Origin of the sequence: Klebsiella quasivariicola, from assembly GCF_002269255.1 — a bacterium.
GTDB lineage: Bacteria > Pseudomonadota > Gammaproteobacteria > Enterobacterales > Enterobacteriaceae > Klebsiella > Klebsiella quasivariicola.
Map to the genome: position 1 here is coordinate 4,059,640 of NZ_CP022823.1, position 16,568 is coordinate 4,076,207.

Sequence of the window (16,568 nt, forward strand, 5' to 3'; positions counted from 1 at the left end):
CGATGATTTATTTAGCCGTCTAAATGGCTATTTATCCGATACTAACACCGCTAACCGGAGGGGACAATATTTCAGGAAACACACACAAGACAAATGGTTATACCATAAATGCATATTAAATAACCTTTATTCACAGTGATTTAACCAACCGTTTTCAATACACCGCTATTCTCCACTACTCGCTGGCCAAAAACTGGCGGATCGCCCTGGCTGAAATTCTCCTCCTGCGCCAGGGATGCGCTCGCCGCCCTCCTCTGCCCTGGACTGGTGCAAAACATGGCAGGATGCCCACTAAAATGGCATCTCATCGTCTTTACCCCATCATTACTGTGCACTGTGCACATCCTGTGATATTCCCCGTGCCCGGTTTTTCCTGGCACATCTCTTGCTACTTCCGGCTATCACCGCCCATCTACCAGCCAGAGGTTCCAGGATGTCAAACAGCAATGATTTTCCCCTCGTCGAAGCGCCCGCCGCCGGACGCAAAGGCGTATTTTCCATCGCCATGGTGTTGTTCAGCTTTACCTTTTTCACCGGCACGATGTTTGCCGGCGGCAAACTCGGCGTCTCCTTTTCCATCGTCAATCTGCTGTGGATAGCCGTCATCGGCAACGCCTTGCTGGCCCTCTATGCCGCGTCGCTGGGCTGGATCGCCGCGCGCAGCGGCCTGAATACGGTGCTGATGGGCCGGTTCTGCTTCGGGGAGATCGGCAGCAAGCTGGCCGACTTTATTCTTGGCTTTGCCGAACTGGGCTGGTACGCCTGGGGGACCGCCACGGTCGCTATCTCGCTGGTGAAGATCCTCGCCCTGCCCGAGGCGCTGACCCAGCCGTTGATGGTGCTGTTTGGCATTCTCTTTTGCGTCACCGCGCTGGTGGGCTACAAGGGGCTGGACGCGCTGTCGCGCCTGTCGGTGCCATTGATGTTTGTACTGCTAATGGTCTCCATGTATCTGGCGCTGCACCACGCCGGCGGCTGGCAGGCAATGACCCGCATTGCGCCGAGCGACACCATGACCTGGTCGGCGGCCATCACCATGGTCTTCGGGACCTTCGCCAGCGGCGCCACCCAGGCGACGAACTGGACCCGGCTGGCCAACTCCAGCCGGACCGCCATTCTCGCCAGCATGGGCAGCTTCCTCATCGGCAACGGGCTGATGATCGTCGCCGGCGCCTGGTGCGCCATCGTCTATCAGCAGGCCGATATCGTCGAAGTGCTGATCCTGCAGGGGCTGTCGGTCGCCGCGGTGATCATGCTGTGTCTCAACCTGCTGACCATCCAGGGACCCACCATCTATAACGTCTCTGCCGCCGCCTGCCATCTGCTGCGCAGCGAACGTCGCCGGACGCTGACCCTCGCCGCCGCCGGGGTGGGCATTGTGCTCGCCATCGGCGGGATGTACGAAATGCTGATCCCGTTCCTCGTGCTGCTGGGCAGTATTATTCCGCCCATCGGCGGGGTGATCCTCGCCGACTACTGGTTCGCCCGCGGCGGACGCTATCCCCTGCTGCAGAACGCCCGCCTGCCGCGTTTTAACTGGCTGGGACTCGGCGCCTACGCCGCTGGCGCGGTGGTGGCCTATCTGTCACCGTGGATCGCACCGCTGGTGGGGATCACCGTCTCCGCGCTGGTCTATATCGCCCTGACCCTGCTAAGCAAACGCCAGCCTGCCGCCGTCGCGGAGCAGGAGCCATGAGCCTGACGGTCAGCGAACTGCTGGCCCTTGAGGGACTCTCCGCCCTGCGTCTGCGGGCGGGAAAGCAAGGGCTGCAGCGGGCGGTACGCTGGTACTACGTGGCGGAAAATGAACATATCGCCGAGTGGATCATGGGCGGCGAGCTGGTGTTTATCACCGGCATCAACCATCCCCGGGATGAAGCCAACCTGATCCAGCTGCTGATGGAGGGCAAACAGCGCGGCATCGCCGGGATGGTGATCCTCACCGGCGAGGCCTATATCCACGCTATTCCCGCCACGCTGATCGCCCTTGCCGACGAGCTGGGCATGCCGCTGATCGAGCAGCCCTACCTGCTGAAGATGGTAATTGTCACCGAGCGCATCGGCACCGCGCTGGTGCGCAGCGAAAACGCCCTGCAGTCGCAGCGCGACATTCTGATGCAGCTGGTCACCGGCGACTATCCGGATCTGCAGATGCTCCACCAGCGCGCCCTGCACCAGCAGCTCGATTTTACCCGTCCGCTGCGGCTGGCAGCGCTGCGTCTGGAGGGACTGTCCCGCCTGTTTCGCCAGTTCCCGCCCGAACAGGCCGAAGCCTGGCTACTGCAGGCCCACCGCAGCGTCCGTCAGCAGCTGCAGCAGCAGCTCAACCAGCAGGGCAATCCCTTTCCGCTGCTGGAGCGCAGCAACATGTTTCTTTTCCTGCTGCCGGATGAGGAGGGAGAAGGCTTTCAGCAGAAAAAATGGCTACAGCAGTGGCTGCAGACGCTGGCGGACGGAGAGGAGAGTTTATCGCTGCTCTGCGGCCTCTCCGCGCCGCTCAGACAGCTGCAGGGCTACCCGCGGGCGCTGTCGCAGGCGCGCCAGGCGCTGGATCTGTGCGATACCCTGCGGCCGACCCAGCGTATCAGCGACTATCAGCAGCTGGGGTTTATCAAACTGTTGTCCGCGGTCAGCGACCCGGCGCTGCTCAACGATTTTATGCACGACACCCTGGGCTGCCTGATCGAACCGGGCCGCAAAGCGCCATGGCTGCTGCTGGAGACCCTCGAGACGCTGCTGCAGGAGAACGGCAACGTGGTGCGGGCCGCCGACCGGCTGGGCCTGCATCGCAACACATTGCATCAGCGCATCCAGCGTATTGAAAAACTGACCGGCTACCCGGTCAGCCACCCCCAGTTTCATCTCAACGCCTCGGTCGCGCTGGTGATCTGGCGTTTATCGCAAAACCATTTACAGGACCCATTATGAAAATTATTAACGCTCGCCTGCGCCGCCAGGAGGCGCTGTTTACTCTTGACCTGCAGGACGGGATGATTCAGCGCATCACCGCCCAGGCCGCGATGCAGACTGCCGACGCCGGGGATATTGACGCCCGGGGCCGGCTGGCGATCCCGCCCTTCGTCGAGCCGCATATTCATCTTGACGCCACCCTCACCGCGGGCGAGCCGGAGTGGAACCGCAGCGGCACCCTGTTTGAAGGCATCACCCGCTGGAGCCAGCGCAAAGCGAGCATTACCCCAGAGGACACCCGCCAGCGGGCGCTGAAAACCATCGGTATGCTGCGCGATTTCGGCGTCCAGCACGTCCGGACCCATGTGGATGTCACCGACCCGTCACTGGCGGCCCTGAAGGCGCTGCTGGCAGTGAAACAAGAGGCCGCCGACCTTATCGATCTGCAGATTGTCGCCTTCCCGCAGGAGGGGATCGAATCGTACCCCAACGGCCGGGAGCTGATGACGCGCGCCATCGAGATGGGCGCCGACGTGGTGGGCGGCATTCCGCACTATGAGAACACCCGCGACAAAGGGGTCAGCTCGGTGATGTTTTTGATGGACCTCGCCCAGCGTTACGGCCGCCTGGTGGATGTCCACTGCGATGAAATCGACGATCCGCAGTCGCGTTTCCTCGAAGTGCTGGCGGAAGAGGCGCGGGTGCGCGGCATGGGAGCGCAGGTCACCGCCAGCCACACCTGCGCGATGGGCTCTTATGATAACGCCTACTGCTCAAAGCTGTTTCGCCTGCTGAAAGCCTCTGGCATCAACTTCATCTCCTGCCCGACCGAAAGCATTCATTTGCAGGGCCGATTTGACAGCTGGCCGAAACGGCGCGGCGTCACCCGGGTGGCGGAGCTGGATCGCGCCGGCATCAACGTCTGCTTTGCCCAGGACTCGATTCAGGATCCGTGGTACCCGCTGGGGAACGGCAATATCCTGCGCATTCTGGATGCCGGGCTGCACATCTGCCATATGCTCGGCTATGACGATCTGCAGCGCTGCCTCGACTTTGTCACCGACAACAGCGCCCGAGCGCTGTGTCTGGGCGATAATTACGGCCTCGCCGAAGGCCGCCCGGCTAACCTGTTGATCCTCGATGCGGAAAACGACTACGAAGCCGTCCGTCGTCAGGCACGGGTGCTGACCTCCATTCGCCACGGCAAGGTGATTTTGCAGCGTGAGGTGGAGCACATCCGCTACCCGGCATAAGGCGCAAGGCGCTGCGCGTCGGCGCCTTTCTGTGATACCTTTTCAGGCAGTGTGCGTGACCGACGCCCGCCCGGGCGTCGGCTTCCTGGAAAACAGACGGCGCGAAACGACGATGAGCGATAAAAAATGGATTAAGGCCGAGGACGTGGCCAGACTGGCCGGCGTCTCGCGCTCGGCGGTCTCCCGCACCTTCACCCCCGGCGCCTCGGTGTCGGAGAAGACCCGGCAGAAGGTGCTGAGCGCCGCGGAAACCCTGGGCTATCAGGTGAATATCATCGCCCGGACGATGATCACCGGCAGCAGTAATTTTATCGGCATCGTTACCGCCGGTTTCGACAACCCGTTTCGCAGCAAACTGCTGGCGCCGCTGGTCCATCAGCTGGCGCTCAATGGCTTTATGCCGCTGCTGATGAACGCTGACGATCCGCAGCAGCTCGCCCCCTCGCTTAAACAGCTGCTGAGCTATCACGTCGCCGGGGTGATCATCACCTCCGGCGCGCCGCCGCTGTCGCTGGCGGAAGAGTATCTGGCGCGCAAGATCCCCGTCACCCTGATCAACCGCCATGCGGACCTCGCCGGCTGCGACCGGGTGTGCAGCGATAACGCCCAGGGGGCAAAGCTGGTGGCGGATCTGTTCAGTCGCCGAGGCTGGCAGCAGGTTGGCTTTATTGGCGAAAATCGCGAGAACTTCAGCACCCGTCAGCGCTATGAGGCTTTTATCGCCCGGACGTCGGGCATGACGGTGAGCAGCCGCTTCTGCGACGGCGGCGGCTATCAGGCCGGCTACCAGGCCGCCAGAGAACTGGTTGCTGAAAACCCCGGGGTGCAGGCGCTGTTCTGCGCCACCGATATGCTGGCGCTGGGCGCCCTGGACGGCCTGCGGGACGCCCCCGCCGCCGCCCCGCTGCCGGCCATCGTCGGCTTTGACGATATCCCGCAGGCGGACTGGCAGCCCTATCAGCTCACCACCGTCCAGCAGAATACCGCCCTGCTGGCGCACCACGCGGTGGATCTGTTGATGACGCGGATCGCCCGCTTCAGCCTGCCCTCGCGCCATCGCGAAGTGCCGGTGAAACTAATTATTCGCCATAGTGCGAAATGAAAAAATCATTTTATGCTGGAGCGATCACAGAATCTTCTGCGAAACCCGGCCACACTCATTCGGCCCTTCGGGGCTGTTTTTTTCACGCAAAATGCACACGTGTGCAAAATAGGGAGTCACTATGCAATCTCAGGAATCAGAAGCGCTACAGGCCCGCTACCGCCTGGCCTGCGAGCTGGCGAAAGCGGGGGCTGAGCTGGCGTTTGAATTCTATCAACAGCGCGAGGCGCTGACCGTCGACCATAAAGGCGATGACCTGCAGGATGTGGTCAGCGTGGCCGACAAACGGGTGGAGGCCTTTGTCAAACAGCGCATCCAGAGCGCGTTTCCGGAGGATGGCTTTCTCGGCGAAGAGAGCGGCACTCGCCTGCCCGACGCCCGGGTGCTGTGGGTGGTCGACCCCATCGATGGCACCAGCTGTTTCCTCAACGGCCTGCACACCTGGTGCCTGTCGCTGGCGATCGTCGCCGACGGCGAACCGGTCATCGGCGTGGTCTACGACCCCAACCATCGCGAGTTGTTTCATGCCCTGCGGGGCCACGGCGCCTGGCTCAACGACGCCCCGATCCGTCCGCACCCTGCGGCGACGGTCAAAGAGGGCGTGATGGGCGTTGGCACCTCGCATCGCGTCACCCCGGCGGACTTTCTGCCGTTTCTGCAGGCGCTGCTCAGCGACGGCGGCATGTTTATCCGCAACGGCTCCGGGGCGCTGATGAGCGCCTGGGCGGCGGCGGGCCGGTTGATTGGCTACTACGAGCCGCACATGAACCCGTGGGACGCCCTGCCAGGGCTGGTGCTGATGCGCGAAGCGGGCGGCGCCAGCAACGATTTTCTGGCGCAGGAGGGGATCCAGCGCGGCAATCCGCTGCTGCTGGCCAGCCAGACGCTCTACCCGCAGCTGAAAAAGATGATCCCCCAACCCTTACTTTAACCCTTACGGGTCAGGCTATCTCTGATTATGTACTCTACACAGTAACGATAACTTCACTCACGGACGAACCACATCAATCAGTCACGCCTCCGACCTGCGGAGAACCACCTATGTCTGGAATTATCGCTTTTTTCCGGGCGTCGCCGCCGAAAGCGGGCGCCGCGTTTGATGAACACCGTTTTCGCCGGGTGCGCTGGCAGACTTTTATCGCCATGACCCTGGCCTACGTCACCTTTTACGTCTGCCGGTTATCGTTCACCGTCGCCAAAAGCGCGCTGGTAGAGCTGGGGATCACCCCGACGGAGCTGGGCATGATCGGCTCCACCCTGTTCTTCAGCTACGCCATCGGCAAACTGGTCAACGGCTTTATCGCCGATCACGCGAACGTGGTGCGCTATATGAGCCTCGGTTTATTGCTCAGCGCCGGGATGAACCTGCTGATGGGGATGACCACTAACGCCCTGCTGCTGGCCATCTTCTGGGGGATCAACGGCTGGGCGCAGTCGATGGGCGTCGGCCCCTGCGCGGTCTCGCTGGCGCGCTGGTACGGCGTTAAGGAGCGCGGCACTTTCTATGGCATCTGGTCGACGGCGCATAATATCGGCGAGGCGGTGACCTATATGGTGATCGCCGCGGTGATCGCCGCCTTTGGCTGGCAGATGGGCTACCTGTCCACCGCCGCGCTCGGCGCCGCCGGGGTGGTGCTGCTGGTGCTGTTCATGCACGATTCGCCGCAGAGCAGCGGCTTTCCGTCCATCAACGTCATCCGCGATGAACCGCAGGAGGAGGTCGAAGCCCGCGGCTCGGTGTTTAAAAACCAGCTGCTGGCGCTGCGCAACCCGGCGCTGTGGACCCTCGCCCTCGCCTCCGCCTTTATGTACATCGACCGCTACGCCGTCAACTCGTGGGGGATCTTCTTTCTCGAGCAGGATAAAGCCTATTCCACGCTGGAGGCGTCCGGGATTATCGGCGTCAACGCCATCGCCGGCATCGCCGGGACCATCATCGCCGGTATGCTCTCCGACCGCTTTTTTCCACGCAACCGCAGCGTGATGGCCGGGTTTATCAGCCTGCTGAACACCGCCGGCTTCGCCCTGATGCTCTGGTCGCCGCACAATTATTACACTGATATTCTGGCGATGATTATCTTCGGGGCCACCATTGGCGCCCTGACCTGCTTCCTCGGCGGGCTGATCGCCGTCGATATCTCCTCGCGCAAAGCCGCCGGGGCCGCGCTCGGCACCATCGGCATCGCCAGCTACGCCGGGGCCGGCCTGGGCGAGTTTCTCACCGGGATCATTATTGATAAAACGGCGATCCTCGAGAACGGCAAAACGCTGTATGATTTCAGCACGCTGGCGCTGTTCTGGGTGGGTACCGGTCTGGGTTCCGCGCTACTCTGTTTTACCACTGCCGCCATCGTCGCCCGGCGCCATGCCGTCGAACGGCAGACCTCGTTCTCCTCATAACCGATTAACGAATAAGGAAGAAGATATGATGCCTGCAAGACATCAGGGGCTGTTACGCCTGTTTATCGCCTGCGCGCTGCCGCTGCTGGCGCTGCAATCTGCCGTCGCCGCGGACTGGCAACTGGAGAAAGTGGTCGAGCTCAGCCGCCACGGTATCCGCCCGCCGACGGCCGGCAACCGGGAAGCCATCGAGGCCGCCACCGGACGACCGTGGACCGAGTGGACCACCCATGACGGCGAGCTCACCGGCCATGGCTATGCCGCCGTGGTTAACAAAGGACGTGAGGAAGGCCAGCACTATCGCCAGCTCGGCCTGCTGCAGGCGGGATGCCCGACGGCGGAGTCGATTTACGTGCGCGCCAGCCCGCTGCAGCGGACGCGAGCGACCGCCCAGGCGCTGGTGGATGGCGCCTTTCCGGGCTGCGGCGTCGCTATCCATTACGTCAGCGGGGACGCCGATCCCCTGTTTCAGACCGACAAGTTCGCCGCCACGCAAACCGACCCCGCCCGCCAGCTGGCGGCGGTGAAAGAGAAGGCCGGGGATCTGGCGCAGCGTCGGCAGGGGCTGGCGCCGACTATCCAATTATTGAAACAGGCGGTTTGTCAGGCCGATAAACCCTGCCCGATCTTCGACACCCCGTGGCAGGTCGAGCAGAGCAAAAGCGGAAAGACCACCATTAGCGGACTGAGCGTGATGGCCAATATGGTGGAGACGCTGCGTCTCGGCTGGAGTGAAAACCTGCCTCTCAGCCAGCTGGCGTGGGGCAAGATCACCCGGGCCAGGCAGATCACCGCCCTGCTGCCGCTGTTAACGGAAAACTACGATCTGAGCAACGATGTGTTGTATACCGCGCAAAAACGCGGGTCGGTGCTGCTCAACGCTATGCTCGATGGCGTCAAACCGGAGGCGAATCCGAACGTACGCTGGCTGCTGCTGGTGGCCCATGACACCAATATCGCCATGGTGCGCACGCTGATGAACTTTAGCTGGCAGCTGCCGGGCTACAGCCGGGGAAATATCCCGCCGGGCAGTAGCCTGGTGCTGGAGCGCTGGCGCAATGCGAAGAGCGGGGAACGCTATCTGCGGGTCTATTTCCAGGCGCAAGGCCTCGACGACCTGCGTCGTCTGCAGACGCCGGACGCGCAGCACCCGATGCTGCGTCAGGAGTGGCGTCAGCCGGGCTGCCGTCAGACCGACGTCGGTACGCTGTGTCCCTTCCAGGCGGCTATTACCGCCCTCGGTCAGCGTATCGACCGGCCGTCCGCCCCCACGATAACGATGGTTCTGCCGTAGCGGCGCGGGCCCGGGAAAGCCGTTTTTTCCAGGCCCGGCACGGTGTCTGCTATCCGTTGTCCGGCGCAAACGCCCCTGCGGCGACCTGCGCCGGGGTGACCAGCCCGCTGTCCAGCACCCAGCCGCTTATCAGCCCAGCAGGCGTGACGTCGAACGCCGGATTGTAAACGGCAGCCCCCGTCGGCGCCCACTGTACCGCGCCGAAGCTGCCCGCCACCCCGGTCACTTCCGCCGCGGCGCGCTGCTCAATGGGGATCGCCGCGCCGTTCGGGCAATAGCGGTCGAGGGTAGTCTGCGGGGCAGCGACGTAAAACGGGATCTGGTGATAATGGGCCAAAACCGCCAGAGAGTAGGTGCCGATTTTATTCGCCACGTCGCCGTTGGCAGCGATACGGTCGGCGCCGACCCACACCGCATCCACCTGCCCCTGAGCCATCAGGCTGGCGGCCATTGAATCGGTGATCAGCTGATAGGGCACGCCCAGCTCGCCCAGCTCCCAGGCGGTTAAACGTCCGCCCTGCAGCAGCGGCCGGGTTTCATCGACCCACACGTTGGTCACTTTTCCCTGCCGGTGCGCCAGCGCGATAACCCCCAGGGCGGTTCCCACCCCGGCGGTCGCCAGGCCACCGGTGTTGCAGTGGGTCAGCAAACGGCTGGCGGGCCGCACCAGCGCACTGCCCGCCTCAGCGATGCGGTCGCACAGTTGTTTGTCCTCTTCGACCAGACGCAAAGCTTCCGCTTCCAGCGCCTGCGGGTAATCTTCCCGGGCCAGCGCTTGCTTCATGCGATCCAGATTATTCATCAGGTTGACCGCCGTCGGCCGCGCCGCGCGCAGCGTCTCCAGCGCCTGCTGGAGTTCATCCCGGTTCAGGCCGCGCTGGGCCAGCAGAGCCAGCAGCAGGCTGGCGGACAGGCCAATCAGCGGCGCGCCGCGCACCCGCAGGGCATGAATATGGTCCACCAGCAGCGCAACGTTATCCGCCGCCAGCCAGCGTTTTTCCTGCGGCAAGGCCTGCTGGTCGAGAATAAAAAGCTGATTTTCACTCACCCGCAGGCTGGTGGTCTGTATTGTCTGCATGTCGTTAAATCCCTGTTGCGTTGTTGTATCACATTGTGTCAGGATGGAATCCAGAAGTATAGACGTCTGAACGGCTTAATCAGAATTCGAGGATCGAGGCAATGTCGCAATACCATACCTTCACCGCCCACGATGCCGTGGCTTACGCGCAGCAGTTCGCCGGCATCGACAACCCATCTGAGCTGGTCAGCGCGCAGGAAGTGGGCGATGGCAACCTCAATCTGGTGTTTAAAGTGTTCGATCGCCAGGGCGTCAGCCGGGCGATCGTCAAACAGGCCCTGCCCTACGTGCGCTGCGTCGGCGAATCCTGGCCGCTGACCCTCGACCGCGCCCGTCTGGAAGCGCAGACCCTGGTCGCCCACTATCAGCACAGCCCGCAGCACACGGTAAAAATCCATCACTTTGATCCTGAGCTGGCGGTGATGGTGATGGAAGATCTTTCCGACCACCGCATCTGGCGCGGGGAGCTTATCGCTAACGTCTACTACCCGCAGGCGGCCCGCCAGCTTGGCGACTATCTGGCGCAGGTACTGTTTCACACCAGCGATTTCTATCTCCATCCCCATGAGAAAAAGGCGCAGGTGGCGCAGTTTAGTAACCCGGCGATGTGCGAGATCACCGAGGATCTGTTCTTTAACGACCCGTATCAGATCCACGAGCGCAATAACTACCCGGCGGAGCTGGAGGCCGATGTTGCCGCCCTGCGCGACGACGCCCAGCTTAAGCTGGCGGTGGCGGCGCTGAAGCACCGTTTCTTTGCCCATGCGGAAGCGCTGCTGCACGGCGATATCCACAGCGGGTCGATCTTCGTTGCCGAAGGCAGCCTGAAGGCCATCGACGCCGAGTTCGGCTATTTCGGCCCCATTGGTTTCGATGTCGGCACCGCCATCGGCAACCTGCTGCTTAACTACTGCGGCCTGCCGGGCCAGCTCGGTATTCGCGACGCCGCCGCCGCGCGCGAACAGCGGCTGAACGATATCCACCAGCTGTGGACCACCTTCGCCGAACGCTTCCAGGCGCTGGCGGCGGAGAAAACCCGCGACGCGGCGCTGGCTTACCCCGGCTACGCCTCCGCCTTTCTGAAGAAAGTCTGGGCCGACGCGGTTGGCTTCTGCGGCAGCGAACTGATCCGCCGCAGCGTCGGGCTGTCGCACGTCGCGGATATCGACACTATCCAGGACGACGCCATGCGTCATGAATGCCTGCGCCACGCCATTACCCTCGGCAAAGCGCTGATTGTGCTGGCCGAGCGTATCGACAGCGTCGACGAGCTGCTGGCGCGGGTACGCCAGTACAGCTGAGTGCGGCCTGTTTTCCCTCACCCCGGCCCTCTCCCATAGGGAGAGGGAGCAAAACCTAAAAAAGGCCATTGTCATTGCCTTTTTGCGTTTACCTTGCCCTCACCTCGGCCCTCTGCCACAGGGAGAGGGAGCAAAGCCTAAAAAGTGCAATCTTCTGGGATTGCCCGGCGGCGCTGCGCTTGCGCGGGCCTACAGATAACCGCATAACGCTTTGATGTTGCAGTCTTTCGTAGGCCGGGTAAGGCGAAAGCCGCCACCCGGCAGACATGCGAGCACAATTTTGCGTTTACCTTACCCTCACCCCAGATACTCAATCACCGACAGCCCGCCGTTGTAATCGGTGCTGTAGATAATGCCCTGCGCATCGACAAACACATCGCAGGACTGGATCACCCGCGGCCGGCCGGGACGGGTATCCATCATTCTCTCAGGCGCCGCCGGCACCAGCGCCCCGGTCTCCAGCGGACGATACGGGTTGGAAATATCGTATGCCCGCACGCCAGCATTCTGATAAGTGGCGAAGATAAGCGTCGAGCTGACAAAGCTGCCGGGACGGTTCTCATGCAGGTTGTGCGGGCCAAAATGCGCCCCTTTCGCCACATAATCCGCTTCGTCCGGCTGCGGGAAGGTGGCGATGCTCACCGGGTTTGACGGCTCGCGGATATCAAACAGCCAGATCAGCTTCTCGCCGTCCTCCTGGTTGTCAAGCACCGCTTCATCCAGCACCACCAGCAGATCGCGATCCGGTAGCGGCAGCGCGGTATGCGTTCCGCCGCCGAACGGCGGGCTCCAGTTGCGATGGCTAATCAGCCTCGGCTGGGTACGATCTTTGACATCCAGCAGCGTCAGGCCGCCGTCGCGCCAGCTGCCGTAGGCGGTATCCCCGGCAATAATGGCGTGATGCAGCGCATAGCGTTTGCCCTGCGGCCAGTCCGGTGTTTCACCGCCCGCCTGGTGCATCCCCGGCAGCCACCAGCGCCCGGCCACTTCGGGCTTACGCGGGTCGGCCAGATCGATGGTCAGGAAGATGTAGTCGGTAAAACCGTCAATCAGCGCGGACACATATGCCCAGCGCCCGCCGACGTACCAGATGCGGTGAATACCGATGCCGTTAAGCGACAGGAAACTGATTTCCCGCGGCTGCGCGGGCGTGGAAATATCAAAGATGCGCAGCCCGGCGCTCCAGCCTTTGTCCTGCACATCGCTGACCGTGTCGCCCACCGAGCGGGTGTAGTAGACTTTCTCATCAGCAAAACGGGCGTCGGCAAACAGATCCCGGGCGTTGATCACCAGCAGCAGATCGTCATGCGCCTGCAGATGCACGTTCCAGGTGCCCGGCGGCGCGGCAATATAGTTGACGGTGGTGGGCCGGGTCGGATCGCGAACATCGACCACGGAGAAGCCCTGCGACACCATATGGCCGATATAGGCGAATCCGCGATGCACCATCAGCTGCACGCCGTCCGGACGACCGCCCTGATCGCTATGGCCAATCAGCCGCATATTGCGGCTGTATTCGGGGGAAGGTAATGCTGACATAGGGGATCCCTTTCGCCCGGTGGCATGGTTTTCCCCCTCTCCCTGTGGGAGAGGGCCGGGGTGAGGGCACCAGGCCGCCCCCCACCGCCACCCGGCTTGATTTTATTTGTTTTTCGCTTCCAGCGTCGCGAACCACGGCGCGATAAAGTCTTCGGTCTGGCCCCAGCCAGGGATAATTTTCCCCAGCGACGCCACGTTCACCGCCCCCGGCTGGGCCGCCAGCAGCGCCTGCGGAATCGCCGCCGCCTTGAAGTCGTAGGTGGCTGGCGTCGGCTCGCCGGCGATCTTATTGGCGATCAGCCGCACGTTGGTCGCGCCGATAAGCTTCGGGTCCACCGCCACGCTCACCTTCCATGGGCTGCCGGCTTCGCGCATCAGCTGCAGATCCTGGTTGGAAATATCAATGCTGTAGAGTTTGATCTCGGTGCGGCCGTTTTCTTTCAGCGCTTTATAGGCCCCCTGGCTAAAGGCATCCCAGGTGCCCCAGATCGCGTCGATTTTCCCTTTCGGATACTTGGCGAGGATCGCCCCCACCTTGTTGGCAGTGTCGCCCTGCACATCGGATGACACGGCGCCGATCGACTCCAGCTCTTTAATCCCCGGATTTTGCTTCAGCAGCGTCTGGTAAGCCGCCTGACGGCGTTCCATCGGCGGGAAGCCCGCTACCCACAGCTTGACGATGTTGGCCTTGCCGTTGAAGTCTTTCACCAGTTGGCCAAAAGAGAGCTCGGTCAGTGACGCGTCATCCTGCTGGCTGACCGTCACCCCGGGGATCTCACCGCTCACCGCGGTATCGAACACCGCCACTTTGATCCCGGCATCCACCGCCTTCTTCACCAGGGCGGTGGAATACGGGTCACGCCCCTGGGAGAGAATAATGCCATCGTATTTCTGGCTGATGGCCTGGTTGACGAAGTCCTGGAATTTGGCGTCATCGCCGTTGCTCAGGAAGGTGCTGATTTTGAAACCGAGCTTTTTGCCTTCCTGCAGCGCCCCGGCGACAAACTGGGTGGTGTTATCGTCAGACCCCAGGTTGCGGATCACCGCAATACGGATCGGGCCGCTGTGCTCGGCAATCGCCGCCGGCACCGGCGTCGGGGCAGTCGCCAGCGCCGCCGTCGACTGCAGCAGACCCAGCGTCATCAGAGAGAGTGCGATCTTTTTCATGCTGTTTACCCTGTAAAATGTTAAGTACGGCGCTGAAAATAGGTCAGTGCCAGCGCGCCAGCCAGGACCAACCCTTTAATAATGTCCATCGCGTAATACGGCACCGAGAGCATCACCAGCCCGTTGGAGAGCACGCCGAGGATCACCGCCCCCACCAGCGTCCCCAGGGCGTTCGGTTTACCGGAGCCCGCCAGCGAAAAGCCGATCCATGCCGCCGCCACCGCGTCCATCAGATAGCCGCCGCCGGCGTTGACCTGCGAGGATCCGATACGCGAGGCCAGCAGAATGCCGCCCAGCCCGGCCAGCAGCGAGGCGATCACGTATGCTGCGACTTTGTAACGAGTGATCCGCAGGCCGGAGAGCCGCGCGGCCTCCGGGTTGCCGCCGATGGCGTACATCCGCCGTCCGTGGGTGGTAAACGACAGCGCCAGCTGGGCAACCAGCGTCACCACCAGCATGATGATAACGATGGTCGGCACCTGCCCCAGCGCGCCAAAGGCCGCCGGGATAGTGCCTTCCGCCATCTCGCCGCTCGGCAGCACCATGTTTTCAGTAATCGAACCGCCGTAGCTGTAGGTCATCGCCACGCCCTGAATCACAAACAGGCTGGCCAGGGTGGCGAGCATGTCAGGAATGCGCAGCACCACGATCAGAAAGGCGTTAAACAGCCCCACCAGGGTGCAGAGCGCGAGGGTGATCAGAATCGCTTCGGTGGTCCCCAGGCCATGCCAGACAAACAGGGAGATCACCAGCGCGTTAGCCAGCGATGCCGTCGATCCCACCGACAGATCAAAGCCGCCAATGGTGAGAGAAATCGACACCCCGATGGCAATCACCGTGACAATCGCGATCGAGCGCAGAATGTTGATGATGTTGAACGGATCAAGGAAGTTGTCCGAGGCGAGGCCAAAGACCGCCACCAGCAGCACCACGGTCAGCAACATGCCCCACTTATAGAGAAAATCAAAAAATCGCTGACGGCCCGATACCGTCGCGTTCACTGCCAGGGCCTTGCTCACGCTGCCGCTCCTCCGGTTGAATAATAAAGTAACGTCTCTTCCCGGGCTTCCGCGCCGGGGATCTCCGCCACAATCCGTCCGTCCCATAGCACGCAGATGCGGTCGCATAAACCGACCAGCTCGGCGAATTCACCCGAGGCATAAATCACCCCTTTGCCTTCCCGCGCCAGACCATCGATCAGCATGAACAGATCGGTTTTCGCTTTCACATCGACCCCTTTGGTCGGTTCGTCAAAAATCAAAACATTGGCATGACTGCGCAGCCATTTGCCAATGGCCACCTTCTGCTGGTTGCCGCCGGAAAGACGGCGCAGCGTCTGCCCCGGGCCAGTGGCGCGCACGCCGAGGCGGGCAATCACCTCCTCAGCCCAGCGCCAGGCCTGCCGATGGCCAAACAGGCTCCAGCGCGAAAAGCTGTTATCGGCGCTGACCGCCAGGTTCATCGCGATCGGCTCTTCGATGAAAATGCCCTCTTTGCGCCGCTCCTCCGGGACCAGCGCCAGGCCGCGCCCCACCGAGTCGGCCGGGTCGCGCGGTCGCCACGGCTGGCCGTTCAGCTCGCCACGCTGCACCCGGCTTTTGCTGGCGCCGAACAGCGCTTTGCACAGCTCGGTTTTGCCCGCGCCGGCCAGCCCGGCGATACCAAGAATTTCCCCCTTCCGCAGGCGCAGCGAAATATCCTGCAGCAGCGCCTCATCATGCAGACCGTCAACCTGCAGCAGCACCTCTTCGCCGTGCGGCGGGCGCGGCGGCGGAAAGATATCGCTCAGCTCGTGGCCCAGCATCTTTTCGACGATCTGTTCGCCGCTCAGCGGCGCCATCGGGCCGCTCTCAATCAGTCGCCCGTCGCGCAGCACCGTCAGGGTGTCGCAGATTGCCTTCAGTTCATGGATACGATGCGAAATAAACACCACCCCGATCCCCTGCTGCTGCAGACGGCGTACTACCGCAAACAAGCGCTCACTTTCATGCTGATCCAGCGGCGCGGTGGGCTCATCGAGGATCAAAAAGCGGCAATGGTGCGACAGAGCGCGGGCCAGCAGGATTTGCTGTTTTTCGGCGAGCGTGCAACTGTCAATGGAGCGCCTGACGTCCAGCGCCACGTCCAGCTGCGCCAGCGCCTCGCGCGCCAGCTGCCGAACCCGCGACCAGCGAAACGCCATGCCCGGCTCCGCCAGCCTGTCCAGCATGATGTTTTCCGCAATGCTCAGGCCCGGCACCAGCGCCACATCCACCTCCTGCTGCACCAGGTGGATCCCCAGCTGTTTAGCATCCCGCGGCGAACGAATGGTGACCGGCTGGTTGTTGATCGTCACCTCGCCTTCATAATGCGCGTGGGTGCCGCACAGCACCGCCATCAGCGTCGACTTACCCGCGCCGTTGGCCCCGGTCAGGGCATGCACCGACCCGCCATGGAGGGTAAAGGCCACCTTGTTCAGTGCCTGAAAGCCGGAGAAGGCCAGGCTAATGTTATGCATCTCAAGGCGGTTCGCGCTCATCACTGT

13 protein-coding genes are annotated in these 16,568 nt (G+C 62.3%); 8 read left to right on the forward strand and 5 right to left on the reverse strand.

The features are described from left to right. Positions 1-433: 433 nt before the first annotated feature. The 7 genes from codB to B8P98_RS20565 all read left to right on the forward strand — a co-directional run bounded on the left by codB (position 434) and on the right by B8P98_RS20565 (position 8,959). A complete protein-coding gene (gene codB / locus B8P98_RS20535) occupies positions 434-1,696 on the forward strand; it encodes a cytosine permease (RefSeq protein ID WP_025714579.1) in 1,263 nt (420 codons plus the stop codon). Beyond that, positions 1,693-2,928: a PucR family transcriptional regulator gene (locus tag B8P98_RS20540; protein ID WP_095033379.1), complete on the forward strand. Its 1,236-nt coding sequence runs from the start codon at positions 1,693-1,695 to the stop codon at positions 2,926-2,928. Before codB ends, B8P98_RS20540 begins: the two co-directional genes overlap by 4 nt. Then, a complete protein-coding gene (gene codA, locus B8P98_RS20545; protein ID WP_025714577.1) occupies positions 2,925-4,163 on the forward strand; it encodes a cytosine deaminase in 1,239 nt (412 codons plus the stop codon). The genes B8P98_RS20540 and codA overlap by 4 nt, the downstream gene beginning before the upstream one ends. Before the next feature lie 145 nt (positions 4,164-4,308). Beyond that, positions 4,309-5,265, forward strand: a complete 957-nt coding sequence (locus B8P98_RS20550; protein ID WP_167382703.1) for a LacI family DNA-binding transcriptional regulator — start codon at positions 4,309-4,311, stop codon at positions 5,263-5,265. 121 nt (positions 5,266-5,386) lie between these two features. Beyond that, entirely contained in the window at positions 5,387-6,196 is an 810-nt protein-coding gene (locus B8P98_RS20555; RefSeq protein WP_095033380.1) for an inositol monophosphatase family protein, read from the forward strand. Between the two features lie 110 nt (positions 6,197-6,306). Beyond that, the gene (locus B8P98_RS20560; RefSeq protein ID WP_095033381.1) at positions 6,307-7,665 is read left to right on the forward strand and encodes an MFS transporter; all 1,359 of its coding nucleotides are present in this window, start codon (positions 6,307-6,309) and stop codon (positions 7,663-7,665) included. 25 nt (positions 7,666-7,690) lie between these two features. Next, entirely contained in the window at positions 7,691-8,959 is a 1,269-nt protein-coding gene (locus B8P98_RS20565; protein WP_095033382.1) for a histidine phosphatase family protein, read from the forward strand. Positions 8,960-9,008: 49 nt separating this feature from the next. Here B8P98_RS20565 and mtnA read toward each other — a convergent pair whose 3' ends face one another. Further along, positions 9,009-10,037, reverse strand: a complete 1,029-nt coding sequence (gene mtnA, locus B8P98_RS20570) for an S-methyl-5-thioribose-1-phosphate isomerase (RefSeq protein ID WP_025714572.1) — start codon at positions 10,035-10,037, stop codon at positions 9,009-9,011. A 101-nt stretch (positions 10,038-10,138) separates the two neighbouring features. Here mtnA and mtnK point away from each other — a divergent pair, with 101 nt between their 5' ends. Continuing rightward, positions 10,139-11,338, forward strand: a complete 1,200-nt coding sequence (gene mtnK / locus B8P98_RS20575; protein ID WP_025714571.1) for an S-methyl-5-thioribose kinase — start codon at positions 10,139-10,141, stop codon at positions 11,336-11,338. Between the two features lie 297 nt (positions 11,339-11,635). On the opposite strand, the gene B8P98_RS20580 is transcribed toward mtnK, so the two are convergent. The 4 genes from B8P98_RS20580 to B8P98_RS20595 form a co-directional block, all read right to left on the reverse strand. Next, positions 11,636-12,877 carry an LVIVD repeat-containing protein gene (locus tag B8P98_RS20580; RefSeq protein ID WP_025714515.1) on the reverse strand — a complete coding sequence of 414 codons (1,242 nt, stop codon included), beginning with the start codon at positions 12,875-12,877 and terminating at the stop codon, positions 11,636-11,638. Positions 12,878-12,979: 102 nt separating this feature from the next. Further along, complete coding sequence (locus tag B8P98_RS20585) at positions 12,980-14,044, reverse strand: sugar ABC transporter substrate-binding protein (RefSeq protein WP_025714514.1); 1,065 nt, start codon at positions 14,042-14,044, stop codon at positions 12,980-12,982. A gap of 20 nt (positions 14,045-14,064) precedes the next feature. Continuing rightward, the gene (locus B8P98_RS20590) at positions 14,065-15,063 is read right to left on the reverse strand and encodes an ABC transporter permease (protein WP_002894035.1); all 999 of its coding nucleotides are present in this window, start codon (positions 15,061-15,063) and stop codon (positions 14,065-14,067) included. Beyond that, positions 15,060-16,562, reverse strand: coding sequence for a sugar ABC transporter ATP-binding protein (locus B8P98_RS20595; RefSeq protein WP_025714513.1), 1,503 nt, complete (start codon positions 16,560-16,562; stop codon positions 15,060-15,062). Before B8P98_RS20595 ends, B8P98_RS20590 begins: the two co-directional genes overlap by 4 nt. Positions 16,563-16,568 lie beyond the last annotated feature (6 nt).

Coding starts and splice junctions, on each gene's coding strand:
- B8P98_RS20565 (WP_095033382.1), top strand. CDS start 7,691: ATGATGCCTGCAAGACATCAGGGGCTGTTACGCCTGTTTATCGCCTGC.
- codB (WP_025714579.1), top strand. CDS start 434: ATGTCAAACAGCAATGATTTTCCCCTCGTCGAAGCGCCCGCCGCCGGA.
- B8P98_RS20585 (WP_025714514.1), bottom strand. CDS start 14,044: ATGAAAAAGATCGCACTCTCTCTGATGACGCTGGGTCTGCTGCAGTCG.
- B8P98_RS20555 (WP_095033380.1), top strand. CDS start 5,387: ATGCAATCTCAGGAATCAGAAGCGCTACAGGCCCGCTACCGCCTGGCC.
- B8P98_RS20560 (WP_095033381.1), top strand. CDS start 6,307: ATGTCTGGAATTATCGCTTTTTTCCGGGCGTCGCCGCCGAAAGCGGGC.
- B8P98_RS20540 (WP_095033379.1), top strand. CDS start 1,693: ATGAGCCTGACGGTCAGCGAACTGCTGGCCCTTGAGGGACTCTCCGCC.
- B8P98_RS20595 (WP_025714513.1), bottom strand. CDS start 16,562: ATGAGCGCGAACCGCCTTGAGATGCATAACATTAGCCTGGCCTTCTCC.
- mtnK (WP_025714571.1), top strand. CDS start 10,139: ATGTCGCAATACCATACCTTCACCGCCCACGATGCCGTGGCTTACGCG.
- B8P98_RS20580 (WP_025714515.1), bottom strand. CDS start 12,877: ATGTCAGCATTACCTTCCCCCGAATACAGCCGCAATATGCGGCTGATT.
- codA (WP_025714577.1), top strand. CDS start 2,925: ATGAAAATTATTAACGCTCGCCTGCGCCGCCAGGAGGCGCTGTTTACT.
- mtnA (WP_025714572.1), bottom strand. CDS start 10,037: ATGCAGACAATACAGACCACCAGCCTGCGGGTGAGTGAAAATCAGCTT.